Consider the following 23,798-nt stretch of genomic DNA (forward strand, 5'->3'; position numbering starts at 1 on the left):
AATATTCGAAAACTAGTCTTTTTTCTCAATCATGGCTGATGCATCCTGTGTGTCAGTCTGATCAGCAAGATGAGTATCCTCTTGTTTATGTATTGCTGTTCTATTTTCTTTCCGCAAGGTTTTTATTTCCCGCTTCAATTTCATTACCTGAAAAATGCCGACAGAAAATACGATCAGTGCTCCCATTAAAACTGAGCCCAAAATAACAAGAATGAGCGGCCATTCTGATCTTCCAAACAGGTAATCAACTTCTACGGATCGAACATTAATGACTGCGAAAATAGCGACAATTAAGGTGAAAATAAGTGCGAAAATAATGGTCCATTGTTTATTCATTCTCTTTTCCCCCAAACTTCTTATTGAGGTAACTTTCCCAATCAAGACTGGTTTTAAACATGGCTTAACACTAGGTTAAGCTCCCTTTGCTGTTAATTTTTCCCGGATCAGCCTCTTCAGTCCGGTTCCCTCACCGGAAATCACAAGTGTATCGCCTTCGTCAATGACTGTTTCAGAGCTCGGATTCAGTTGTTTATCCTGATTCTTTTTAACAATTGCAATGACCGTCACATGATATTCCTGACCCACATTCAAATCACCAATCGTCTGATGAATGGCAGGCGCTCCCGCCTCTGCTTTACACCACTCTATAATCAAATCATCAAGGGCTGACTCGACCTGTTCTAATGCTTTCGGTTTATATGCCATTCCGCCAAGAATTGCAGACATTTGCCTTGCTTCAGCGTCATCAAACTGCACGGAGGCAACACATTCCTCATGGTCGTTTTCGTCAAAATAGTAAAGCTCTCTCCGTCCGTCATGATGAATGATAATTGAAATTTTATCACGGTTTCTAGTAATCATTTCAACTTTTTGTCCTATGCCCGGCAGCTCTGATTCGCGAACCCTCATATATAAACCCTCCTACATATCTGAAAACCAGCCATAAACACTTTTAACACCATATATATGTTTAAATGTAAGCGTATGTCATTATAGCAAATGTCTATTTTAAGTTCAATGAAACTTCAAAAAACAGGCTGCCCTGCAGAGGACAGCCTGATATTTTTTATTGCGCCGAATCTTTTTTCAGTTCTCTTCCTTTCCATGCAAGCCAAATTTGTGCGGCAATGTATAGAGAAGAATAAACGCCTGTTAACAGCCCGACCAATAAAGCAATTGAGAAGTTAGTAATAGAAGATGCTCCAAAGATCAGCAATGTCACAACAACAATCACAACGGTTAATACAGTGTTAATTGAACGTGTAAAGGTTTGCTGCAGGCTCAGGTTTACAATATGGTTCAGATCGGCAAAGGTTTTCGGCTTACGCTTTTTCATATGCTCGCGGACCCTGTCAAATGTAACGATTGTATCGTTAATGGAATACCCGATTATCGTCAAGATGGCCGCGATGAATGTAACATCTACCTCAAGCCTTGTAATACTGAAGAACGTGACGATAAAGAATGCGTCATATAGCAATGAGGCGATGGCAGCAATCGCCATTTTGTATTCGAATCGGATTGAAACGTAAATAATGATGCCAATAGAAGCTATAGCAACTGCGTACAGCGCATTTCTTGCCAGCTCCTTACCGACTGTCGGTGAAACTGTGCTGACATTTGGCTCTGATCCGTATTTGTCTTTAAAATACGTTTTTACTTTTGCTATGGTTTCTTTATCTGGCACCCCGACAAAACGGGCAACACCGATATTGCTCTTTTCGCCTGACAGAACTACAGTATCAGGGTCCATACCCAGAGATTCAAAATCCTTCTCAACTTGCTCTGTCGTCAGCTTATGGTCGCTTTGTACTTCAATCCGTGCACCGCTTGCAAAGTCAATGCCAAGATTCAGCCTGAACACAAGCAGGATAATAATCCCGGCAACCGTGACCGCACTGGAGAAAATAAAGAAGTATTTGCGTTTGCTCGTGAAATCCCATTTTTGGAATGGCGTATGCGGCTCTGTATTTTCATCCGTATCCTGAATATCCATGATATGTTTCTTATTGACACCAAACCAGCCTTTTTTCCGATCAAGCCACCTGCTTTCCACAAGGAGAGCGAGGAGAAATCTCGATAAGAAAACGGCAGTGATAAAGCTTGTCAAAATCGATAGGATCAGCATTGTCGCAAACCCTTTAACAGAGCTTGTCCCAAAGATAAAGAGCACAACCGCTGCAATAATGGTTGTAATATTCGCGTCAAAAATCGTCGCAAATGACCGTCTGTTTCCTGAACGGAAGGCAGAGCGGACTGACTTTCCTAGCTTGAGCTCTTCTTTAATCCGCTCATAGGTAATAATGTTGGCGTCAACAGCCATCCCGACACCTAAAATGAGAGCGGCAATTCCCGGAAGCGTGAGTACGGCATTCATCCAGTCAAAGATCTGGAGTGTAATGTAGATATAAACAGACAGCGTAATCACCGCGATTAATCCCGGCAGACGGTAATAGAAAAGCATAAATAAGAAAATAATTGCGATACCGACAATACCGGCAAACACCGTATCATGGAGAGCCTGCTGGCCGAATTGTGCGCCTACTGATGTCGAATATTTTTCAGTCAGTTTCACAGGAAGTGCGCCTGCGTTTAAAATGCTGGCTAAATCTTTTGCTTCTTGAACCGTAAATTGCCCTTCAATTGTAACGTCAGTTGTGTTTAATTCCTGACTTACATTTGGGGCGGATACATATTTAGGGTGCTCTTTTTGAACCTCTTTTTTAAAGGAGTCCCCTTTTTCGTAATCCATCCAAATAACAAGCTGGTTGTTTGGCGCCATTTTCATGACCTTATTGGTCACTTCGCCGAATTTATCAGCATCTTTCAGTTTAATGCTGACAATCGGTTCATTTGTTTTGGCGTCATACGTTTGTTTAGCTCCGTTTTCGACGAGGTCAGAGCCATTCAGCAATTCTTTGTCATTCGTATCTCTGAAAGAAAGCTGCGCTTCAGTCGCCAAAATTTCACGCGCTCTGTTTTGGTTTGTCACGCCAGCGAGCTGAACGCGAATCCGGTTATTCCCTTCAATTTGGATGTTCGGTTCGCTGACACCGAGAACATTGGCCCGGCGGTTCAGTGCCTCTACTGTGCTGACCAGAACGTCTTTTGTGATTTTGTCACCTTTTTTTACAGGCTGTACATCATACAGCACCTCAAATCCGCCTTGCAAATCCAATCCTAACGTAATATTGTTAGCGGCAGGCTTCGTAAAGTAGCCCAAGCCCGTGCCAATCAATAGAACGAAAAGGAAAAACGCAATCAAGCGTCCTTTTTTCATTATGTATATCCTCCCTTAAACCTGTGCGAATCAACCTGCTATCTCAGCAGTTCTTCCAATGCTTCCTGGCCCTCTTCACTGCCCAGCCAATTAGACGTTTTAAATGACTCAACGGTTGCATAGTTCATAAATTCGCCAATTTTCACTGATAAAATATCACTCGCCAGTTCATAAATGCTCAGTTCCGTTTTCTTTTTCCACTTCTTATCTGTTAAGTATGACCACAAACTTTCGAGTTCAACATCATCATACCCGAGAATCTTAAACTCTTCCAGTTTGCTGTAAAGAAACGGCCTGACGTGGTCTTTATATAGATCGGCTGGATGCTTCTCCACGAATTCCACGCTCCTTTTTTATTGTTTTTCAAGAAGACTTGTCATGCTTGGACGACATATACGCATATCTTTATTGTATATGATTCCAGGTAGTTTGAGAAGGCAGGGGGTAAAAATGGCGAAACAGACGTTTTTAAAGGGCACTCTTATCCTTATCGCAGCAGGAATGGTTACAAGAATGCTCGGGTTTGTCAACCGGGTGGTTATCGCCCGTTTTATCGGTGAAGAAGGAGTCGGGCTTTACATGATGGCAGCGCCTACCTTCTTCTTGGCCACTACATTAACTCAATTCGGTCTGCCGGTCGCGATCAGCAAGCTAGTCGCTGAAGCCAGTGCGCGGGGAGATCATCAAAAAACGAAAAATATTTTAGTCATGTCTCTGACCATTACGGGAGTGCTCAGCCTCATCTTTACACCGCTGTTTCTGTTTTTCGCCCCGGTTATGGCTGAAACGATGCTGACAGATAAGCGAACACTGTATCCGCTCTTGGCCATTACGCCGGTTGTGCCGATTATTGCTATATCGAGTGTGCTGAGGGGATACTTTCAAGGAAAACAGAATATGAACCCGCTTGCTATGTCACAAGTCCTTGAACAGGTTGTCCGCATTTCACTCGTGGCTGTCTGCACGACGATTTTTCTCCCTTACGGAATTGAATATGCAGCAGCGGGGGCAATGCTATCCTCAGTGGCAGGGGAACTGGCATCACTTCTTTATTTATTCGTTTGCTTTAAGTATAAAAAGACAATTAAAATCAGAAAACATTTTTTCCAGTCAATTAAAAACGGAAAACAAACCTTTACCCAATTAATGAGCGTGTCCCTTCCAACAACCGGGAGCCGCTTTATCGGAAACCTCTCTTGGTTTTTCGAGCCAATCGTCGTCGCTCAAAGCCTTGCCATCGCCGGTGTGGCAACAGTTGCCGCAACAAAGCAATACGGGGAACTGACCGGCTTTGCCATGACGCTGCTGACTCTGCCCAGCTTTATTACATATTCTTTGTCGACCGCGCTCGTTCCTGCGATCAGTGAAGGAATGGAGCAGAAAAAATTGCAGGTGGTGGAATACCGCTTGGAACAGGCGATGCGTCTCTGTCTGCTCAGCGGAGGCATTTCAGTTGTTATTTTATTTGTATTTGCGGATGAGCTGATGAGAGTGATGTACGGTTCTTCAGGCGCAGCTGTATTTATAAAAGTGATGGCCCCGTTTTTTCTGCTTTATTATTTTCAAGGCCCGCTTCAAGCTGTTCTGCAGGCGCTTAATTTGGCAGGAGCTGCGATGATGAACAGCTTAATCGGAGCGCTAGTCAAAACAGGCCTTATTTTTGTCCTTGCCACAAGGCCTTCTCTTGGCATTATGGGCGCGGCATTAGCCATTGTGACAGGCATGGTGCTCGTCACGCTATTGCACGCAGCAACCGTAAGCAAAGTGCTGCCGATCAGCATCAAAATCAAGGAGTACGCGCTCAGCTTCGCTGTTATTGTAATTTGCGGATTCATCAGCTCCGCCATCAAACATTATATAAGCTTTGGAGCATCTGAGGCTGTCAATCTAGCCGGATGGATTGCGGTGAGCGCCGCTATTTATATAATCCTCCTACTCGTTTTCCGTTTAATTAAAAAAGATGAGCTTCGCCGCATTCCCATTATCGGACGTCTAATCGTCCGATAACGGTTACGGGCGGTACCCATCTTTTTCATCAATAAATAATTCTCCGTCTGTAAACGAGCAAAAAGAAATATCTGAAGGGTTTGTGTATCCGTGTTTTTGCAAACTTTCGAGCAGCCATTTTTTATCTTTACTGATTCTGGACAGGTTTTCTGTTTGAATGAAGCCGTCTATAATGAGCGGCATTTCGAGCTGCCGATGCTCTCCGCTATTTTCTTTCTTTACAATAGTCAGTTTGCCCGACGGCTCTAAAATGGCAAATGATACGTCAGCTACTCTGTCGACGCTATTTTCTCTGAGTTGAACCATTAAATCATCAAAATTATATCGCTGTGATTTCATGGCTTCTTCGTCAATTTTTCCATATTTGATAATTATAGTCGGCTTACCGTCAAGAAGCTGGCGGACTTTTCGGTTTTTTAAAGAAAAGTATGCCAAAGTCACTTGAATGATCATTAATACAAGCATTGGCAAAATGGTATGAAATAGATGATCGTCTACGTTTTCTATGGCTAAAACGGCAATTTCAGCCATCATGATAAAGACAACGAGATCTAAAATACTAAGCTCTCCGATCTCCCGTTTGCCCATGAAACGAAAAATGACCAATATCACAAAATACAATACGACTGTGCGAAACGCAATAGTGAGAAGCTCTTCCATCATGCACCTCCAACTCATTATAGGTTGCAACAAAATGATCAATTTATGTAAGAAAAACCGATTGCATTTCACAAAGCTTTTACGTCTAATTCAAGGGATAAGGGAATACATTTTTACAAAGACGAGCCATCAGCATGTCTGACGGCTTTGTGCAAAAAGAACAGAAGCCTTTTAATACAGGCAGAGAGGAGACAATCATGGAGGAAACGAAACAAGTTGGAAAAGGCATTCTTTACGGCTTAATCGCCATATTTTCAGCCATGCTCCTGACAAGTTTGGCGGTTTCACTTTTATTGACCGCAACCTCGCTGGAAGAATCATCATTTAACTGGCTGATCACAGCTATCTCATTTCTCTCTTTATTTATCGGCGGGTTCATTTCAGGCGGGAAAGGCAAGGAAAGAGGCTGGATGATTGGCGCATTGACCGCCTTAAGTTTTTCTCTGATTATCTTATTGTTTCAGTATTTAGGATTCGGAAAGACATTTACAGCAGAACAGCTGATCTTCCATCTGGGATTTTTAGGGGTGTGCATGCTGGGCGGGATTTTCGGCGTGAACATGAGGGGAAACAGGTCTTCCACATAAAAAAGAGCGGGCTCACTTGCCCGCTCTTTTTTGTTTGCTATGTATAGCTCCTGCTGTTATTCAGCAGCAGAAACTTCTCTGATCGCGCGGCGGTCGAACGTAAGACGTGTGTTATCACCAGTCTTAATTACGACTTTGCTTTCGTCGATAGAGTCAACAGTACCGTGCAATCCCCCGATTGTCACTACTGAATCGCCTTTTTTCAGTTCCTCTTGCATTTGGCGTACAGCCTTTTGCTGCTTTTGCTGAGGACGAATCAGCAAGAAGTAAAGGACCGCAAACATTAAAATAATAGGAACCAATGTACCTAAAGTGCCAGTCATCATTTTCACCCCTTTCTGTAAGCCTGTTATGTTTATTTAGAAGCTTTTCGCATTTGGCTTGTTATAGCCGTAACGCTCAAAGAACTCTTCTCTGAAATCACCCAGACGATCCTCGCGAATAGCCTGTCTTACCTGCTCCATTAAGTGTAACAGAAAATGAAGGTTATGGTAAGTTGTTAATCGAAGGCCGAATGTTTCATTACAGCGAATCAAGTGCCTAATGTACGCGCGAGTGTAGTTTTTACATGTATAGCAATCACACTCTTCATCAATCGGACGGAAGTCTCTTTCAAATTTCGCATTTTTCATATTGAGTCGTCCTTCAGCAGTAAACACTGTGCCGTTTCTTGCAATCCGTGTAGGCAGCACACAGTCAAACATATCGACCCCGCGGATCGCTCCGTCGATCAGTGCATCCGGAGAACCTACTCCCATCAGATATCTCGGTTTATCCTTCGGCAAGAGCGGTGTTGTAAATTCGAGTACACGGTTCATGACATCCTTCGGTTCACCTACAGATAATCCGCCTATAGCATATCCCGGAAAATCAAGCGAAATCAAGTCCTTCGCACTTTGTGTCCGCAGATCTTCATATTCTCCGCCTTGTACAATACCAAACAGCCCTTGTTCATCCTGACGATTGTGGGCATTCAGGCAGCGTTCCGCCCAGCGGCTTGTCCGCTCAACTGACCTCTTCATGTAGTCGTACTCCGCCGGGTATGGCGGGCATTCATCAAACGCCATCATAATATCAGAGCCGAGTGCGTTTTGGATCTCCATCGCTTTTTCCGGAGATAAAAACAGCTTGTCTCCATTTAGATGATTGCGGAAATGGACACCCTCTTCCTCTATATTACGAAACTTGCTTAAAGAAAAGACCTGAAAACCGCCTGAATCGGTTAAAATTGCGCGGTCCCAGTTCATAAATTTATGGAGCCCGCCCGCTTCTTTGACAATGTCTTGGCCCGGACGAAGCCATAGATGATAAGTGTTGCTCAAAATGATGCCTGCATCCATTGCTTTCAGCTCTTCAGGCGACATTGTTTTGACTGTCGCCAGTGTGCCGACCGGCATAAAAACCGGCGTTTCAAAGGAGCCGTGAGGCGTATGCACTTTGCCCAGCCGCGCTCCTGTTTGTTTGCATTCTTTTATAAATTCATAGCGTATTGGTTGTTCAGCCACTTTTGATGAGGCCTCCTGTTCTCAAATTATATAATCAGCATCGCGTCTCCGAAGCTGAAGAAACGGTATTCCTCTTCCACTGCATGGTTATAGGCACGCAGAATGTTTTCTCTTCCAGCAAGCGCGCTGACCAGCATAATCAATGACGATTTCGGCAAATGGAAGTTTGTAATCATTCCGTCAATGGCTTTAAATTCATAGCCCGGATAAATAAAAATAGATGTCCAGCCGCTTGATGCTTTAAATTGCCCGTCATGTTCCCCGGCAATCGTCTCAAGCGTGCGTGTCGAGGTCGTGCCGACAGAAATGATCCGACCGCCATTTTCTCTTACTTTGTTTAAGGCTGCAGCCGTTTCTTCTGACATTTGATAAAACTCTGCATGCATATTATGCTCTTCCACTTCATCGGCACTCACAGGGCGAAACGTTCCAAGGCCTACGTGTAGTGTGATGAACTCAATTTGCACGCCTTTGTCTTTCAGCTGCTGTAAGATTTCTTCCGTGAAGTGAAGGCCAGCTGTAGGCGCAGCAGCAGAGCCGATTTCTTTTGAATACACTGTCTGGTAGCGCTCTTTGTCATCAAGCTGTTCTTTGATATATGGAGGGAGCGGCATCTCTCCAAGGGATTCAAGCACCTCGTAGAAAATACCGTCATATTGAAATTCCATCTTTCTGCCGCCGTGCTCAAGCTCTTCCGTGCAGATTGCCTTCAATCTTCCGTCTCCAAATGTGACAACAGTTCCTTTTTTCACCCGTTTCGCCGGTTTGGCAAGTGTTTCCCATTTATCACCGGTTTCCTGTTTCAACAAAAGAAGTTCCACTTTCGCGCCGGTATCCTCTTTTGTGCCGAATAACCGCGCAGGCAGTACCCGGGTATTGTTCAGGACTAGACAATCGCCTTCGTTAAAGAAGCTGATAATGTGTTTAAACGAGCTGTCAGTAAGCTCTCCTGTATGTTTATCGAGCACCATCAGCCTTGAAGCATCACGCTGCTCCAACGGTACTTGTGCAATTAAACGTTCTGGTAGTTCAAAATCAAATAAATCGACTTTCATGATGATTTCACCTTTATTCTAGTCTTTTGTTATTTCATTCTGCCAAAAAGATTAAGCAAAATTGATAATACCACACTTATAATAATACAAGTGACAACCGGGAAGAAAAACGTGACATTTCCTTTTTTTACAAAAATATCTCCCGGCATCTTGCCGACAAAATGCAAAACTGCTCCGATAATAAGCAAAACAGCACCAAGAATCATAATGATCTTAGGAAATTCAGTCATATCGGGGAGCCTCCATTTGGAAATGATGATAAACGGCCGGTGTCACGATCCTTCCACGCGGCGTTCTTTGTATAAATCCAATTTGCAGCAGATATGGTTCATATACGTCTTCAATCGTATGCGATTCCTCGCCGATGGTAGCTGAAATCGTATCAAGGCCTACTGGGCCGCCGTTGAATTTTTCGATCATGCCCATCAGCAGCTTATGATCAATATGATCCAAACCGAGGCGGTCAACCTGAAGCCGCTCCAGCGCATTCTGAGAAATGTCTTCCGTAATCCTGCTGTCACCCAGCACTTGGGCGAAATCGCGCACCCTTCTCAGCAGGCGGTTCGCCACGCGGGGCGTCCCTCTCGATCTTCTTGCAATTTCAAGAGCCGACGGTTTATCAATCTCAACCTCGAATACATCAGCGGTTCTTGTGACAATATCCGCCAGTTCTTCTTGTGTATAGTACTCAAGGCGAGACATTACGCCGAATCTGTCTCTTAAAGGAGCCGTCAAAAGCCCCACCCTCGTCGTGGCTCCCACCAGCGTAAAAGGCGGAAGGTCGAGGCGAACCGAGCGGGCAGATGGGCCTTTGCCAATCACAATGTCCAGGCAAAAGTCTTCCATTGCAGGATAAAGCACCTCTTCGATCGATCTGTGCAGCCTATGTATTTCATCAATAAATAATACATCTCCCGGTTCCAGCGCCGTTAATATAGCAGCCAAATCACCAGGCCTTTCAATCGCAGGCCCTGATGTCGTCCGCAATTCCACTCCCATTTCATTAGCAACAATCGAAGCAAGCGTTGTTTTTCCGAGTCCGGGCGGCCCGTACAGAAGAACATGATCCAGCGTCTCCTGTCTCATTTTCGCCGCATCTATAAACACGCGCAAATTTTCTTTTACCTTATGCTGCCCGATATACTGTGCCAGATTTTGCGGCCTCAGGCTTTGCTCTATCACTGATTCATGGTTGTCTGCTTCACTTGAGACGAGCCGTTCATCCATGAACATCACCTTACTTTAATAGTTTTTGTAATGCTTTTTTCACATATTGGTCTGTTGTCAGCCCAATTTCTTCTTTAAGGTGAGGAAGCACCTTTTTGATTTCTTTTTCAGCATATCCGAGAACCCTGAGGGCTTCAAGTGCTTCTTCAAGAGCCGTTTCCGCTGTTTGCTTTTCAAGCCTTTCTTCATGATTAAACAGATTTTCAATCATTTCAGGCACAACATCTGCCAGCTTTCCTTTTAAATCTAGAATAATCTGGCGTGCGGTTTTCTTTCCTACTCCAGGAAACTTGACCAAAAAAGCTTCATCTTCATTTTCAATTGCTTGGATGACCGCTCCGGGATCACCCGAGCCCAAGATGGCAAGTGCTCCTTTCGGGCCAATTCCGGTCACGTTTAACAGCTTTGTAAAGAGCGCCTTCTCCTCTCTTGTTGAAAAACCATAAAGCGAAAAAGCATCCTCTCTGATATGATGGTATGTAAAAATCGTTTCTTGGCTTCTCTCCTTATATATAAACGGATTCGGCGTGAAAATCTGATAGCCGATGCCGCCGTTCTCTATGACAATATATTGGGGAGATACATAATCAATCGTCCCTTTAACAAATTCAATCACGCAAATTCACCTCTTTGACTGTTCTTCATTGTACCATAAAAACAGCCAAAGTCTTATAGAAAAGTTAACATATGTTCGCTTCTCTCTCATTCTTTCACGAAAAAAAAGACATGAATACATGTCTTCAATCAGCGGACGCTACCCGCTGTATGTCTTCATATGTTCGATGACATCCTCAAACTCCGCTTTTGTCCGAAATGGAATGCCTTTCAGCAGATTTTTTTGCATATGGCTTTCCAGCCTTTCTAAATCAATTTGAAAAAAAGACTGAATTGGTTCGGAAGCTGGCTCAGGCCGCCCATGAAAAGTGGAAATCACTCCATTATCCGATACACCGATATACCCGTTGACCTTGCTGAGCGGAGAAATATCGTCCATTTGCTTCCGGAAGAGCACATATCCCTTTTTTTGTTCCACTAGCGTCCATCCGGCATAAGCTGCCCAAAAATCATCCATAGAAAACACTTTTTCATGCTTATGCTCAATGCTGACATCGCCGTCCAAATACACCTTTTCAAGCTGCACATGCACCTGCAGCGGCTCATAGTGCTCCACTTCCGCGCCAAGTGCGCGGGAAGGAGCTCCTATTAAAAATACTGCCGCTGAGCAAAGAATGCCCAGCAAAAGATACGCCGTGCTGAATCGTTTCACCCTCTACACCTCTTTGCACACGTTTAAGATTAGTTTGACCAAAGAGGCTACTGCTTAACCGTTTTATCAAAATTTGTCTGCACATTTTCCCTGACAAACCGTTCCTCCGTATACACATCTGTGCTTTGCTCAGAAATTGTCAAGAATCGCGTCAGAAAGGCACTGAAAAAATACAATGCCGCAAAGATCCAAATCACGCCGCCTGCACCGAGCGGCCCAATGAAAAGACTCACGATGCCCGGCGCGATAAACGCACATAAACCAGATCCCAAATTCAACACTGACATGGCAGCACCTTTATTATCAGGTGCAAGCGTCGGCAAAAGCGCGCTTAATGGGACGTACCCTGCTAAAGCCGCGCCGTAGCAGCAGGCGATAATCATGAGCACCCAATACTGATGCCCGATCAGCTGAGGCGTGTAATACAGCGCCAGCGTAAAAATACCGCATCCGACACCGCCAAACCACATGACCGTATTGCGCCAGCCTAGTTTATCTCCGACTGCACCGAAAATGATATTAAACACAATATTCACAAAAAACAGCGTCCCCCATATTTGCAGCCATTCCGAAACCGAATACCCGTATCGTGCTAAATAAGTAGGAAGAAAGATGGCAAATCCAAATTGTCCTATCGCATTAATCGTCTTGACCACTCCGCCGATGCCTACCTTAGGGTTTTCAAACATAATCGTAAATGCCTTCGACAATTCTTTCCATTTCGGCTGATCTTGTTTTTGTATCGGAGTAATTTTATCTTTGTTAAAAAATAAGGCAAGAATTCCGCCTGCCGCCACAAACAGTAAAGCGCTCCAAAGCGTATTGATTTCTCCAAAGGCCGGAACTGCATAGCTGGAATAGAACGGGCCGAGCACGTTAAGGCCGCACGTAAACATAAACCAAAACCAGCCGACGGCTTTGCCGAGAATATTTTGAGAGGTGCTGTATGACACCCATACGAGAAAAGAGTATGCAAACAGCGGATATCCCAAGCCTCTAAGAGCATAGCTGCCCAAGAGAGCCGGATAATACATATGAGGAATCGCCCAGCCGATAAAAGCGGCCGAACCGAGGATAAATGCAAGCAATCCGACAGTCATCGTTTTTCTCGGCCCCCAAGTTTGGACAAACGTTCCTGAAAGCCAAGCTGAGATGGTGACAGCAATGCCGTACATGGTAAATAACGATGCGGATTGCTGCATACTGAGACCATGATCAACGAGAAAAGGAGACAGCCAGCCTTGTTCGAGGCCGTCTCCAACCATAAAGATGACAACGCCAATATAACCCCAAACCATGTGAGAAGGAATTCCGATTTTGTTCAAAACATTTCCTTTAGCATGTACTGTATTCATTTTCTCCACCGCCTACTTAAAGTATCAATGGAGTATATACCCAAGCTTGCTGAATTGTAATCCTGTTAGATTAAAAAGCGATTTTTTCAGTGTGCTCAATGCTGACAGGCATGCCAAAAGCAAGCGATTGCTGTGCTGCTCTGGCGATCCTTCCGGCCTGTAAACCGTCATTGCCGGTGCAGGGAGTCTCCTGGTTTGTGCCGATCGCTTCTGCAAAACGGAGAATCTCCTCCTCATATGAATCCTTATAGCGTTCAAGGAAAAAGAAATGCGGTTTATCCTTCATCACAAAATCAGCTGTTGACACCTCAACCGTTGTCGGCCTGCTATTGTCTGCCGCTGCAGAGCCTTTCGTCCCGAAAACCTCAACCCGCTGGTCATATCCGTACACAGCTTGGCGGCTGTTATCAATCACAGCCATGGCACCGTTTTCAAAAGTCAGTGTAATAACAGCTGTATCAATATCACCCAGTTCCGCAAAAGAAGGATTCACCAAAGCCGCCCCTTTGGCATACACTTCCGTCACTTCGCTCCCCAAAATATATCTGGCCATATCAAAATCATGGATCGACATATCCATAAACAACCCGCCTGACGTACGGACATAATCTATATTCGGGGGTTCTGGGTCCCGGGACGTGATTTTTAATAAATGAGGTGTACCAATTTCACCATTTTCAACAATCGTTTTGATTTTCTTAAAATGAGGATCAAAGCGGCGGTTAAATCCGACTTGAAGTGTTACCCCGTGTTTCCGGACAGCCGCAAGCGCTTCACTCGTTTCGTCCAGAGAGAAACTAACGGGCTTCTCACAAAATATATGCTTTTTCGCCTCGGCTGCTTCTTTGATCATCTGTGCATGTACGGCTGTAGGAGAGCAAATAAAAATAGCATCAATATCAGGATCATGTAATAAATCACGATAATCAGAGGTTATGTATTCAATCTGATGACTGTCGGCCCAGCTTTTTATACGGCTTGCCTGAATGTCAGAGACTGCTTTTATTTTCATGTGAGGAATCCGGCTTATATTTTGAACATGAAGTTTGCCGATGCGGCCTGCACCGATAATCCCTGTCACAATCTGTTTTGTCATGGCTTCTTCCCCCTTGATCATTCACGAAAGCGCTTTATTTAAAATTAATACTATCCCATTTGTAAGCGCTTTTCAAGAATGGAAATTAAACGTTCTATGTCTCTTTTATCACAATTCATGCTTATAAGTAGCCTTCTTCTTCAAGACCAGATACACTAGAATTAGGCTCTTTTTCCTGAACAGTTTATGATTTTCCTATAAACAGCTGCATAAAATAGAGCAAAGAAGGTGAATGAAATGCTGACAAAAGCAGAGGCACTGGCCCATTCCGTCATATACCGCAAGAACAGCAGATTTGATAAAGTCAAAGAGAAATCCGAGGAATTAACACTAATCGGCAAGGGAAGAAGCGCCTATGTGTTTGCCTTAACAGAAGGCCGTCGAAAAATGGCGCTGAAAGTATTTTTTCCGGAATATCAAGCGACAGCAGTCAAAGAAGCAGCGATCTATGAAAAATTAGCCGGGTCCGCATTCTATCCTGACATTTACGAAACTGGCGATTCATTTATTCTCATGGAATATATTAAAGGTGAAACCTTTTATAACTGTCTGAAGAAAGGCATTGCAATCAGTGATGACATGATTCAGCAGGTTGAAGAAGCACTTTCTGACGCCCGGGCTGCCGGCCTGAACCCGTCAGATATCCATTTACGGAATCTGATTCTGACAGAAACCGGAGCAGTGCGGGTGATTGATGTTGCGAGATTTGAACAGACAAAAACGTGCACGCAGTGGAATGATTTAAAATCAGCGTATCATGCACTCTACAAAAAACCGATATTCCCCAAAAAGATTCCGGGTTTTTGGCTGGAGATCATCGCATTTTTATATAAGAAAGATTGGTTTCAAAAGCATTTCGCACAGCGGAAAAGAAAATATTCTTAAATCAAAAAGGCAGCCGCACAAGCGGCTGCCTTTTTCATGTATTTTTTACTTTCTGACGGCAGAAATCAGTTTCATTTGTTCAGGCGACAGCTTAATTCGATAGCCTCTCACAGTTAAGTAGACCGCTTCTGGGTCCTTCTCGCCGGAATGACAATACGTTTTTTCCATTTCTGTCTCCCCTCACCCTTTATTGGCTTTATTTCATCTTATCATTGCTTTATTAAGGTAATTTTAAAGAAATGTAAAGATCATATGAATTCCGATATATAGTAAAATGAGAGAAAAAAAGGGAGAGAGTCACATTAAGACACGCAGCAACATCCCGCTTATTATGTTTGCCCTGCTGGTCTTCTTCGGCGGCGCCATCTATTGGATGTTATTTTCACTAAAAAACGTTCCGAAAGGCAATCTCGTCCAATCGGTTGAATCGCCGGACGGCAGCTATACGTTAAACACTTATGTATCCGAAAACACCTTGAGCTTAGATGCAGCCAGAGGTGAACTTGTAAATGAAAAAACACTTGTCAAGAGAACAATCTACTGGAATTACCCGGACAGCCGCCCAGCAGTGACGTGGATCAATCACAATACAGTGAAAATCGGCAATCAGACTTTACATCTTGATACTGATGAAACGTATGATTGGCGAAAAGATGATCATTGGATCCGTGAAGAACCGCCGCAGGCGTCAGTGAGGTGATGAAACATGAATAAGATGAACGGAACAAATGATGAAAAGCATTTCAATCATTTTGTGATTGCTTTATCCTTTATATACGGTTTGACTGAACTAGGCTATTTGTTGCTGAAGGATTTTATAACAATTGCCATAAGTTTGCCTCTGTAGAAAAACGCAGCGTAGTCGATACGCCGCGTTTTTTCTTTTTTCCTTCCTCTTCTTATTGATAATTACAGGTCATATAATGTGACAAATCGATTGTAGAAATAGTTCGATTAGACCAAAATCCTTTTTATACATGTATTCGAATTTGAAGTGAGGGGGAAGCTTGATGGCAGATTTTGTTGCTAGTTTGAATGCGGTCTTATGGAGTACGCCCGTCATTTATATTTTATTGGGAATTGGATTCGCCTTTTCAATTATGACCCGTTTTTTACAAGTCCGACATTTAAAAGAAATGATTGTTCAGATGTTCAAAGGCAAGAGCTCTGAAGCCGGTGTTTCATCTTTCCAAGCGTTATCGATTGCGCTGTCCGGCCGTGTGGGCACAGGAAACATCGCGGGAGTGGCGACAGCAATTGCATTCGGCGGACCCGGTGCAGTGTTCTGGATGTGGGCGATTGCCTTTATCGGGGCGGCGAGTGCCTTTGTAGAATCAACGCTTGCTCAAATTTACAAAGTGAAACAAGACGGTCAATATCGGGGCGGCCCTGCTTATTATATAGAAAAAGGCTTAGGCATTAAGTGGTTTGCCGTCTTATTTGCCGCTGCTGCCCTTATTGCAATGGCCTTTCTAATGCCGGGCGTACAGTCCAACTCCATTGCGGCTGGGATCCAAAATGCATTCGGCATCTCTCCTTTCGTCACAGGGTGTGGTCTGGTTTTATTATTAGGGTTCATTATTTTTGGCGGCGTCAAACGAATTGCCAATGCGGCGCAAATGATTGTTCCATTTATGGCCATTGGATATATCCTGCTGTCTTTGATTATTATTGTCATGAATGTGTCTGAATTGCCTGCTGTGATCTCATTAATATTCAAAAGCGCCTTTGCATTGGATTCCGCTTTTGGCGGCTTGATCGGCATGGCGATTTCCTGGGGCGTTAAACGTGGCATTTACTCAAACGAAGCCGGCCAGGGAACAGGCCCGCATCCGGCAGCTGCTGCAGAGGTTTCTCATCCGGTCAAGCAGGGACTGGTTCAGGCATTTTCTGTTTATATTGACACCTTGTTTGTATGTTCCGCTACAGCTTTCATGATCTTGTTTACCGGCATGTACAATACCACGGCTGCAGATGGTTCCTTTATCGTTCACCAGCTTAAAGGCGTAGAAGCAGGACCTGGTTTCACACAAGCGGCAATTGACAGTGTTCTTCCCGGATTCGGTGCAGGCTTTGTTGCCATCGCTTTATTCTTCTTCGCTTTTACAACAATTATGGCGTATTACTACATCGCAGAAACAAATATCGCCTATTTAGCACGAGGCAGAGAAAGCAAATGGGCAATGCTTGGCTTAAAACTGATTATTTTAGCCGCCACATTCTATGGTACTGTGAAAACAGCTTCACTTGCTTGGGCATTAGGGGATGCAGGGCTTGGCATTATGGTATGGCTGAACGTCATTGCCATTGTGCTGCTTGCCAAACCGGCGCTTCTTGCTTTAAAGGATTATGAGCGCCAAAAGAAGCAGGGCTTAGACCCGGTCTTTGATCCAAAAGCGCTGGGTATCAAAAACGCTGATTTCTGGGAGAAAGAATACACTCATGATAGTGAACGTGTCTCCTGAACATACTAAAACCGGCCCGATATGACATCGTGCCGGTTTTTTATGAGCGATAGTTTGTATACACTTCTTGAACATCATCGTCATCTTCAAGGATGTCTATTAATGTTTCCAGCTTCTCAACAGCCTGATCATCGGCATCTGCATAGGTATTGGGAAGCATGGTCACCTCCGCCGAAGAAATTGGATATTTCGATTCGAGGGCTGTTTTCACCTCTTCAAAATGCTCAGGCTCTGTGAAAACCTCATATAGGTCTTCTTCAATTCGCAGCTCTTCTCCTCCTGCTTCAAGCACATCAAGCATGAGCTCATCTTCTTCTATTTGCCGTTCAGTACGGTCTATCGTAATGAACCCCTTTCGTTCAAATAAAAAGGCTACACATCCGCTTTCTCCCAGACTTCCGCCATTTTTATTAAAGGCTGTCCGCACATTTGACGCCGTTCGGTTTTTATTATCTGTTACGCATTCAACCATGACGGCAATCCCTGAAGGGCCGTAGCCTTCATAGGTGATTTCTTCATAGCTGCTTCCGTCTTGGCCTCCCGCAGCTTTTTTAATGGCCCGATCTATATTTTCATTCGGCATATTGGCGCCTTTTGCTTTTTCGATGACAAGACGCAATGCTGAATTTGCTTCTGGATCCGCTCCGCCTTCTTTCGCTGCCACATAGATTTCTTTTGCCAGCTTCATAAATATTTTCCCGCGCTTTGCATCCTGTGCATTTTTTCTTTTTTGAATGTTTTTCCACTTGGAATGGCCTGCCATGTTTTCACCTTCTTTTACATTTTCTATGTATACTTTAATGGGAATTGTTCGCTGATGCAAAGAAAAAGGCTGCCGAATATCACTTCCGGCAGCCCTTCCTTCCTAGCGGTTGTTCATTTTATGAAGTTTTCTGAACAGCCCTTTATCTGTTGATACTTGAACGTCACGGCCATTTGCATAGTTGCGCGCTGCTTTTACGACATTATCTCTGTCAGACTTTGTGAACTCTCTGTGGCTTTTGACTGCGATAACTACTCGGTCATCCGATACCATAACTTGTGTGTCATTGATGTTTTTCACTTGTTTCACACGGTTGGCAATTTTTGCAGCCAGTCTTCTGTTTTCTTGGTTGTCATACCCGTTGTTCGCTGCATTCCGATTCATGTTTCGGTTATTCGTGTTGTTATATGTTCCGTCAGTTGCCAAAGGAACACGATCGTCAGCAGTAACACGGTCACGGTTATTTACATTCGTGGTGTTTCGGTTACCGTCGTTCTGATCCTCCATTAATTCAGAAACAGGACCATCGTGGTCGATTCCGTCTCCCTGTCTATCGGCGTCATTTTCATTTGTATAATATCCGATTGGACGGGTATTGCCGTTATTGCGCGTATCATTCATAGCATTATCGTTTGCTCCGCATGCTGTTAAGCCGGCTGTCATTAGAATCAAGCTAGCGATCGTCATTTTTTTACCCAATGGAAAAACCCCCCGTGGACGAATTGAGCATGTTTGCTCGCTTTTATCATGTGCGTATGGGGGGCATGTTAAGCGTGTCAGTTCTCTCCATTTGGCAGTGATCTGCTTGAAAACAAAAAAAGGAACGATTTACATCGTTCCGAACGATCACTCATTTTCTTCTTCCGGCCGGCCAAACATTTGGTTTACAGAAGGCTGATTCGTCATTGGCATAGAAACTCCTGCCGAATATGGGTTTGGATTTGGGTTAGCTGTGCCATATGGCATATTAGGGCTTCCATAAGCCCCCATTCCCGAATGGCCAGGCGCAGAGAAATATGGCTGATGATCACCGTCACAGCCGCAGTCGTCATGATCTTTGTATGGCATGTAACCATGAGCCGCAGCAGGCTGGTATGCTCCCATTACTTGGGGAGTGCCGTAATAAGGGCCATACGGCATATGTCCATACGGAGATCCATAAGCCGGAGATGCGTATTGCGGCGCACCGTATGAACCGTAATGTCCGTGATGGGTGTTTTCATGATGCTGGTTTTCATAACCCGGGTCATACTGAGGCGATACAAAGCCTGGCTGGTATCCATGCATCGGATGCATTGGAAAAGCCTGTGCCGGATAGTACGGATAGCATAATCCTGATCCTGGAAGAATTGGCGAAACAGGCACCGGACACGGTACGAAATGAGCCGGATAATGATAATAAGGCTGAACAGCCGGCATCGGCATATTCGGAACTGTGTGATGAACGTTTTCCTCTTCTACACCGCCTACCTCTGGCGCCTTTGGCATATTAGGCATATTCGGATAATTAGCATTTTCCATATTACTCATAGCCTCCTGTTGTGGAAATTGGTCTTGCATATGATACATATGATCCATATTTCCGTCATGATGTTTTTTTGGCTCCTCCGGTTTAGGAGGCGACCAAGGCTGGAAAAGCTGTTTCATATCATAATAATCGTTCACATCAGCTTCAGGGTACACATTTTCCTGCAAATTAGGCATCGGCGGGACATACGGCATGGACTTCTTTTCTTTCGGCTTTGTGTCTTCTACATCGACAACGGATTTAGGCTTCTCTTTCGCATATGGATGTTCTTGCTTCACACTCCCGGCCGCAGGACTTTTGCCCGCTTTTGGCTCTTTTCTGACCGGGACTCCTTCTGACGGCACTTTTATTTTCATTCCAGGCATGATTAAGTCTGGATTGCTAAGCTGTGTATTGAGTTTTTTCACTTCCTCAACATCGACTCCGTACTTTTCAGCTATTTTCCAGAGCGAATCGCCTTTTTGAACGATATGGATTTTCAACGTTTTCCCCTCCTATGCAAAACGTGAACAGTTCAGCTGTGATTACAATATGTTTCTTCACAACATATGCCTGAACAAAAGAAGTTATGAGTAAAGGAAGGGAAAATATTTCTGATCTACGTGATCGAAAGCATTCGATTCAGGGCAAGGAGTGCATCTTCCTGAATGGCTTTTGGCACCTTGATGACGCCTGAAGGTTCTCCTTTTTCAATTTGTTCCAGCGACCACAACAAATGCGGCAAATCAATTCGGTTCATTGTCAGGCAAGGGCACATGTCAGGGTTGAGTGATTCGATTTGTTTATCTGGATGCTCGTGAATGATCCGCTGAACAAGATTCATTTCTGTCCCGATTGCCCACTTGCTTCCCGCCGGAGCCTGGTTGATTGTGTCGATAATATATTTCGTTGATCCGTTATCATCGCTTAGTGTCACGACTTCGTGTGAACATTCCGGGTGCACAATGATCTGAATGTCGGGGTCTCGCTCTCTCATATCATGGATATTTTTAGTGGTGAATTTCTCGTGAACAGAGCAATGCCCTTTCCACAAAATCACTTTCACATTCGTATGCCCGGATTCAGCTACTAATTCATCTTTCATCGGATCCCACACAGCCATATCTTCAAGCGCAATGCCCAGATCATAAGCCGTATTTCTCCCTAAATGCTGATCAGGCAAAAATAAAATTCTTTTTTTCTGTGTAAACGCCCATTCAAGCACTTTTTTCGCATTCGAAGAAGTTACAGTTGCTCCGCCATGCTTTCCGACGAATGCCTTGATCTCCGCAGTGGAGTTCACATAAGTTAAAGGTATGATCGTATCTCCAAATATATGCTGAAGCTTCTTCCATGCCCTATTGGTCTGCTGCATGTCAGCCATGTCAGCCATAGAACATCCAGCTCTCATATCTGGCAGGACGACCGTTTGCTGCTCGCTTGTCAGCATATCGGCGGTTTCTGCCATAAAGTGAACGCCGCAAAATACGATATAATCCGCTTCTTTGTTTTTTTCCGCTACTCGGGCCAATTGCAGGGAGTCGCCTGTTTGGTCAGCAAATTGTATCACTTCATCCTTTTGATAATGATGGCCTGGTATAAAGAGCCTGCTGCCGAACTTTTTCTTAATGGCGGCAACGCGCGTTTCCATATCCTTTCTCGATAGTTCTTTATAACTTTCGGGCATCATATCATTCGATTGTTTGATCACATCAAGAATTGACATAACAGCATTCCTCCACAGATTCATTTGATAACGTAACATCCATGCTGATATCTAAACTTTTGACGGAATGAGTCAGAAATCCTAATGAAATATAATTCACACCCGTCCCTTTAAAAGCAGGCAAAGATTCTAACGTAATCCCGCCAGAGGCTTCAGTTTTTATATTAGCCGGTGTGAGCTTTGCAAAATGACGGACCGTATCAGGCGGACAGTTGTCAAACATAATAACATCCGCTCCAGCTGCAATTGCTTCCCGCAGCTGTTCCTCCGTTTCAATTTCCACCTCGATATTTACCATGTGCCCTGCGGCCTGACGGGCTTTTTTGCACGCCTCTAAAATAGAGCCGCATGCTGCGATATGATTATCTTTAATCATGATGCCGTCATACAAACCGAATCGATGATTATACCCGCCGCCGGCTCTGACAGCATATTTCTCCAGCATTCTGAGCCCCGGTGTTGTTTTTCTCGTGTCACAAATTTTAATCTGTTCATCATCCAGACACCGAACAGCCTCTCTTGTCATTGTCGCAATTCCTGACAGCCTCTGAATAAGATTTAATACGACCCGCTCTCCTGAAAGGAGCGCAGCTGCGGGACCGTGTAACTCGGCAATCACTTCACCTTTATGCAACATGTCCCCATCTTTTTTGTGTAAAATGATTTGAACATTTTCGTCCAATAACGAAAAGCCTTCTTTTATGATCGCTGCTCCTGCAAAAATACCCTCTGACTTTGCAACAATCTCCGCTTCACAGCTCTGTTCTCCAAAAATAGACTGCGATGTAAGATCCCCTGTCCCAATATCCTCAAGAAAAAAGTGATTCAGTAATTTTTTCAGCTGTAAATGATTCATTGTTCCAAATCCCCTCGTTTTTTCTGATCTTCGTTCCTTTTTTTGTATGGACAATTTGTCTTCCTTGCCAGCTCACCTCAGCATGAGGAAAATCGGTGCGGAAGTGAGCCCCTCTGCTTTCCTCCCGCAAAAGCGCAGAAAACGTCATCAGCTTTGCAGTTTGCCATAGATGAGAAAGTTCCATCTGCCGAATTGTGATATCCTTCACATTTACTTCCTGAAAAGGCAGCGTATGAAGCCAGATGCTAAGCTCAATCAAACTGCTTTGTTCCCGCAGAATAGACATGTGGCTTGTCATTTTGCTTTGCAGTTCATGCACCTCTATATCCGGCACCTCGTAGAAGACACTGGTTTCTAGCCCTGATTGATATTGCCTGTTATAAGCCGGTTTTTGGATAATATGCTCTGCTGCCCTTTTTCCAAATACCAGCGCTTCCAATAAAGAATTGCTTGCAAGCCGGTTTGCTCCATGTAAACCGGAGCATGCTGTCTCGCCAATCGCATAAAGCCCCGGCACTGTCGTTTCTCCCCAGCGATTAACTGAAACACCTCCCATTAAGAAATGCATTCCCGGAGCAACAGGAATTTTTCCGCTGTGGATATCAACCCCTGCTTTTTCACAAATAGCGGTGATGGTAGGGAAACGCGTTTCAAAATCAGAAATCGCACTGAAGTCTATATAAACGCGATTTCCTTTTGCCATTTCTTCGTGAATAACCCGTGAGACAATATCTCTTGGAGCCAGGTCACCTAAAGGATGCCGTTCAGCCATAATCCTGCGGCCGTTTTCGTCTACTAAACATCCGCCTTCCCCTCTGACAGCTTCTGAAACAAGTCCGTAGGAAACACCATTTTTCACAAGCAGTGTCGGGTGAAACTGAGTAAACTCCAAATCCGTTAATTCCGCCCCGGCCCGGTAAGCCAGAGAAAGACCGTCACCTGTGACAGTGAGATCATTCGTATGGTGAAGAAACAGGTTTCCACAGCCGCCGGCAGCCAGCACAACTTCGTCTGCGTGCCTTACCTTGAGCCGCCCTTTGCTGTCTTTTGTCATGACGCCGATACATCGTCCGTCCTCTATAAGCAAATCTGCTGCCGTTTCATTCTCGATTAACTTGATTTTGCTGTTGATCCGTTTGAGCAAATAATCGATAAGCAACCTGCCTGTTGCGTCTCCGCCTGCATGAAATATGCGGTTGTATGAGTGGGCCCCTTCTCTTCCAAGACAAACACCGCCTCGTTCATTGCGGTCGAATGGAAATCCACGCTCCAATAGGCTTTGAACCATCATTTTTCCATCATGTAATACGTCTGCTGCAATAGCTAGATTATTATGGCCGCACCCTGCGTATAACGTATCCTCCAGATGGGCTTCAATCGAGTCATCTTTTGCATAGGCCGCAGCAATCCCGCCTTGTGCATAGACAGAATTGCTGTTTTTGACGCTTTTTTTTGTGATAACAGTCACTTCGTATGAGGGCGGGAAAGCTGCAGCTAAGGAAAGTGCCGCCGCCCCTGAACCGATGACTGCAATCGTCTTTTTAGACATATGCCATC

Annotated in this window: 27 protein-coding genes; 6 read left to right on the forward strand and 21 right to left on the reverse strand. The window is 44.4% G+C overall.

What is annotated here, in order from left to right:
• Positions 1-12 precede the first annotated feature (12 nt).
• From MKX38_RS13565 to comN, 4 genes are all read right to left on the reverse strand, one after another.
• A complete protein-coding gene (locus MKX38_RS13565; protein ID WP_003229740.1) occupies positions 13-336 on the reverse strand; it encodes a lipopolysaccharide assembly LapA domain-containing protein in 324 nt (107 codons plus the stop codon).
• 75 nt (positions 337-411) lie between these two features.
• Positions 412-909, reverse strand: coding sequence for a cation:proton antiporter regulatory subunit (locus MKX38_RS13570; protein ID WP_003229739.1), 498 nt, complete (start codon positions 907-909; stop codon positions 412-414).
• Positions 910-1,066: 157 nt separating this feature from the next.
• Positions 1,067-3,280 (reverse strand): protein translocase subunit SecDF, encoded by a 2,214-nt coding sequence (gene secDF / locus MKX38_RS13575; protein ID WP_326227521.1) that lies wholly within the window; start codon positions 3,278-3,280, stop codon positions 1,067-1,069.
• Positions 3,281-3,318: 38 nt separating this feature from the next.
• Positions 3,319-3,615 (reverse strand): post-transcriptional regulator ComN, encoded by a 297-nt coding sequence (comN, locus tag MKX38_RS13580; RefSeq protein ID WP_004398498.1) that lies wholly within the window; start codon positions 3,613-3,615, stop codon positions 3,319-3,321.
• A 115-nt stretch (positions 3,616-3,730) separates the two neighbouring features.
• Between comN and spoVB the strand changes: the two genes are divergently transcribed.
• A complete protein-coding gene (gene spoVB / locus MKX38_RS13585; RefSeq protein WP_116316476.1) occupies positions 3,731-5,287 on the forward strand; it encodes a stage V sporulation protein B in 1,557 nt (518 codons plus the stop codon).
• A gap of 3 nt (positions 5,288-5,290) precedes the next feature.
• Here spoVB and MKX38_RS13590 read toward each other — a convergent pair whose 3' ends face one another.
• A complete protein-coding gene (locus MKX38_RS13590) occupies positions 5,291-5,947 on the reverse strand; it encodes a DUF421 domain-containing protein (RefSeq protein ID WP_339189437.1) in 657 nt (218 codons plus the stop codon).
• Between the two features lie 197 nt (positions 5,948-6,144).
• Here MKX38_RS13590 and MKX38_RS13595 point away from each other — a divergent pair, with 197 nt between their 5' ends.
• Complete coding sequence (locus MKX38_RS13595; RefSeq protein WP_004398667.1) at positions 6,145-6,534, forward strand: TIGR04086 family membrane protein; 390 nt, start codon at positions 6,145-6,147, stop codon at positions 6,532-6,534.
• 56 nt (positions 6,535-6,590) lie between these two features.
• Here MKX38_RS13595 and yajC read toward each other — a convergent pair whose 3' ends face one another.
• From yajC to iolG, 9 genes are all read right to left on the reverse strand, one after another.
• The gene (yajC, locus tag MKX38_RS13600) at positions 6,591-6,857 is read right to left on the reverse strand and encodes a preprotein translocase subunit YajC (protein ID WP_004398708.1); all 267 of its coding nucleotides are present in this window, start codon (positions 6,855-6,857) and stop codon (positions 6,591-6,593) included.
• Positions 6,858-6,893: 36 nt separating this feature from the next.
• Complete coding sequence (gene tgt / locus MKX38_RS13605) at positions 6,894-8,039, reverse strand: tRNA guanosine(34) transglycosylase Tgt (protein ID WP_003229725.1); 1,146 nt, start codon at positions 8,037-8,039, stop codon at positions 6,894-6,896.
• Between the two features lie 26 nt (positions 8,040-8,065).
• Positions 8,066-9,094 carry a tRNA preQ1(34) S-adenosylmethionine ribosyltransferase-isomerase QueA gene (queA, locus tag MKX38_RS13610; protein WP_003229723.1) on the reverse strand — a complete coding sequence of 343 codons (1,029 nt, stop codon included), beginning with the start codon at positions 9,092-9,094 and terminating at the stop codon, positions 8,066-8,068.
• A 29-nt stretch (positions 9,095-9,123) separates the two neighbouring features.
• On the reverse strand, positions 9,124-9,324 hold the full coding sequence (locus MKX38_RS13615; RefSeq protein WP_003222669.1) for a DUF2905 domain-containing protein: 201 nt from the start codon (positions 9,322-9,324) through the stop codon (positions 9,124-9,126).
• Positions 9,317-10,321, reverse strand: a complete 1,005-nt coding sequence (gene ruvB, locus MKX38_RS13620; protein WP_003229718.1) for a Holliday junction branch migration DNA helicase RuvB — start codon at positions 10,319-10,321, stop codon at positions 9,317-9,319. Before ruvB ends, MKX38_RS13615 begins: the two co-directional genes overlap by 8 nt.
• A 10-nt stretch (positions 10,322-10,331) precedes the next feature.
• A complete protein-coding gene (gene ruvA, locus MKX38_RS13625) occupies positions 10,332-10,937 on the reverse strand; it encodes a Holliday junction branch migration protein RuvA (protein ID WP_003229717.1) in 606 nt (201 codons plus the stop codon).
• A 138-nt stretch (positions 10,938-11,075) separates the two neighbouring features.
• Positions 11,076-11,588, reverse strand: a complete 513-nt coding sequence (bofC, locus tag MKX38_RS13630) for a sporulation cell-cell signaling protein BofC (protein WP_003229715.1) — start codon at positions 11,586-11,588, stop codon at positions 11,076-11,078.
• 47 nt (positions 11,589-11,635) lie between these two features.
• Positions 11,636-12,943: an MFS transporter gene (locus MKX38_RS13635; protein WP_339187412.1), complete on the reverse strand. Its 1,308-nt coding sequence runs from the start codon at positions 12,941-12,943 to the stop codon at positions 11,636-11,638.
• Positions 12,944-13,013: 70 nt separating this feature from the next.
• Positions 13,014-14,039: an inositol 2-dehydrogenase gene (iolG, locus tag MKX38_RS13640; protein WP_029318179.1), complete on the reverse strand. Its 1,026-nt coding sequence runs from the start codon at positions 14,037-14,039 to the stop codon at positions 13,014-13,016.
• Positions 14,040-14,276: 237 nt separating this feature from the next.
• Here iolG and MKX38_RS13645 point away from each other — a divergent pair, with 237 nt between their 5' ends.
• Complete coding sequence (locus MKX38_RS13645) at positions 14,277-14,924, forward strand: phosphotransferase (protein ID WP_116316475.1); 648 nt, start codon at positions 14,277-14,279, stop codon at positions 14,922-14,924.
• Positions 14,925-14,969: 45 nt separating this feature from the next.
• Here MKX38_RS13645 and MKX38_RS13650 read toward each other — a convergent pair whose 3' ends face one another.
• Entirely contained in the window at positions 14,970-15,092 is a 123-nt protein-coding gene (locus MKX38_RS13650) for a hypothetical protein (RefSeq protein WP_003229707.1), read from the reverse strand.
• Between the two features lie 205 nt (positions 15,093-15,297).
• Here MKX38_RS13650 and MKX38_RS13655 point away from each other — a divergent pair, with 205 nt between their 5' ends.
• The 3 genes from MKX38_RS13655 to MKX38_RS13665 all read left to right on the forward strand — a co-directional run bounded on the left by MKX38_RS13655 (position 15,298) and on the right by MKX38_RS13665 (position 17,389).
• Complete coding sequence (locus MKX38_RS13655; RefSeq protein WP_175950709.1) at positions 15,298-15,624, forward strand: DUF5412 family protein; 327 nt, start codon at positions 15,298-15,300, stop codon at positions 15,622-15,624.
• Positions 15,625-15,630: 6 nt separating this feature from the next.
• Positions 15,631-15,771 (forward strand): hypothetical protein, encoded by a 141-nt coding sequence (locus tag MKX38_RS13660; protein WP_004398683.1) that lies wholly within the window; start codon positions 15,631-15,633, stop codon positions 15,769-15,771.
• Positions 15,772-15,934: 163 nt separating this feature from the next.
• The gene (locus tag MKX38_RS13665; RefSeq protein WP_144483206.1) at positions 15,935-17,389 is read left to right on the forward strand and encodes an alanine/glycine:cation symporter family protein; all 1,455 of its coding nucleotides are present in this window, start codon (positions 15,935-15,937) and stop codon (positions 17,387-17,389) included.
• Positions 17,390-17,429: 40 nt separating this feature from the next.
• Here MKX38_RS13665 and MKX38_RS13670 read toward each other — a convergent pair whose 3' ends face one another.
• The 6 genes from MKX38_RS13670 to nadB form a co-directional block, all read right to left on the reverse strand.
• Positions 17,430-18,152 carry a YebC/PmpR family DNA-binding transcriptional regulator gene (locus MKX38_RS13670; RefSeq protein WP_041339264.1) on the reverse strand — a complete coding sequence of 241 codons (723 nt, stop codon included), beginning with the start codon at positions 18,150-18,152 and terminating at the stop codon, positions 17,430-17,432.
• A 102-nt stretch (positions 18,153-18,254) separates the two neighbouring features.
• Positions 18,255-18,851, reverse strand: a complete 597-nt coding sequence (gene sgpA, locus MKX38_RS13675) for a spore germination protein SgpA (protein ID WP_015714450.1) — start codon at positions 18,849-18,851, stop codon at positions 18,255-18,257.
• Between the two features lie 147 nt (positions 18,852-18,998).
• Positions 18,999-20,162 carry a spore coat assembly protein SafA gene (gene safA, locus MKX38_RS13680; RefSeq protein WP_015251553.1) on the reverse strand — a complete coding sequence of 388 codons (1,164 nt, stop codon included), beginning with the start codon at positions 20,160-20,162 and terminating at the stop codon, positions 18,999-19,001.
• A 116-nt stretch (positions 20,163-20,278) separates the two neighbouring features.
• Positions 20,279-21,385, reverse strand: a complete 1,107-nt coding sequence (gene nadA, locus MKX38_RS13685) for a quinolinate synthase NadA (protein WP_339187417.1) — start codon at positions 21,383-21,385, stop codon at positions 20,279-20,281.
• On the reverse strand, positions 21,372-22,241 hold the full coding sequence (gene nadC / locus MKX38_RS13690; RefSeq protein ID WP_033882942.1) for a carboxylating nicotinate-nucleotide diphosphorylase: 870 nt from the start codon (positions 22,239-22,241) through the stop codon (positions 21,372-21,374). Before nadC ends, nadA begins: the two co-directional genes overlap by 14 nt.
• Positions 22,195-23,790 carry an L-aspartate oxidase gene (gene nadB / locus MKX38_RS13695; protein WP_181217303.1) on the reverse strand — a complete coding sequence of 532 codons (1,596 nt, stop codon included), beginning with the start codon at positions 23,788-23,790 and terminating at the stop codon, positions 22,195-22,197. The genes nadC and nadB overlap by 47 nt, the downstream gene beginning before the upstream one ends.
• Between the last annotated feature and the right edge of the window lie 8 nt (positions 23,791-23,798).

The sequence above is a fragment of the Bacillus sp. FSL M8-0025 genome (assembly GCF_037975475.1).
Taxonomy (GTDB): Bacteria; Bacillota; Bacilli; order Bacillales; family Bacillaceae; genus Bacillus; species Bacillus subtilis.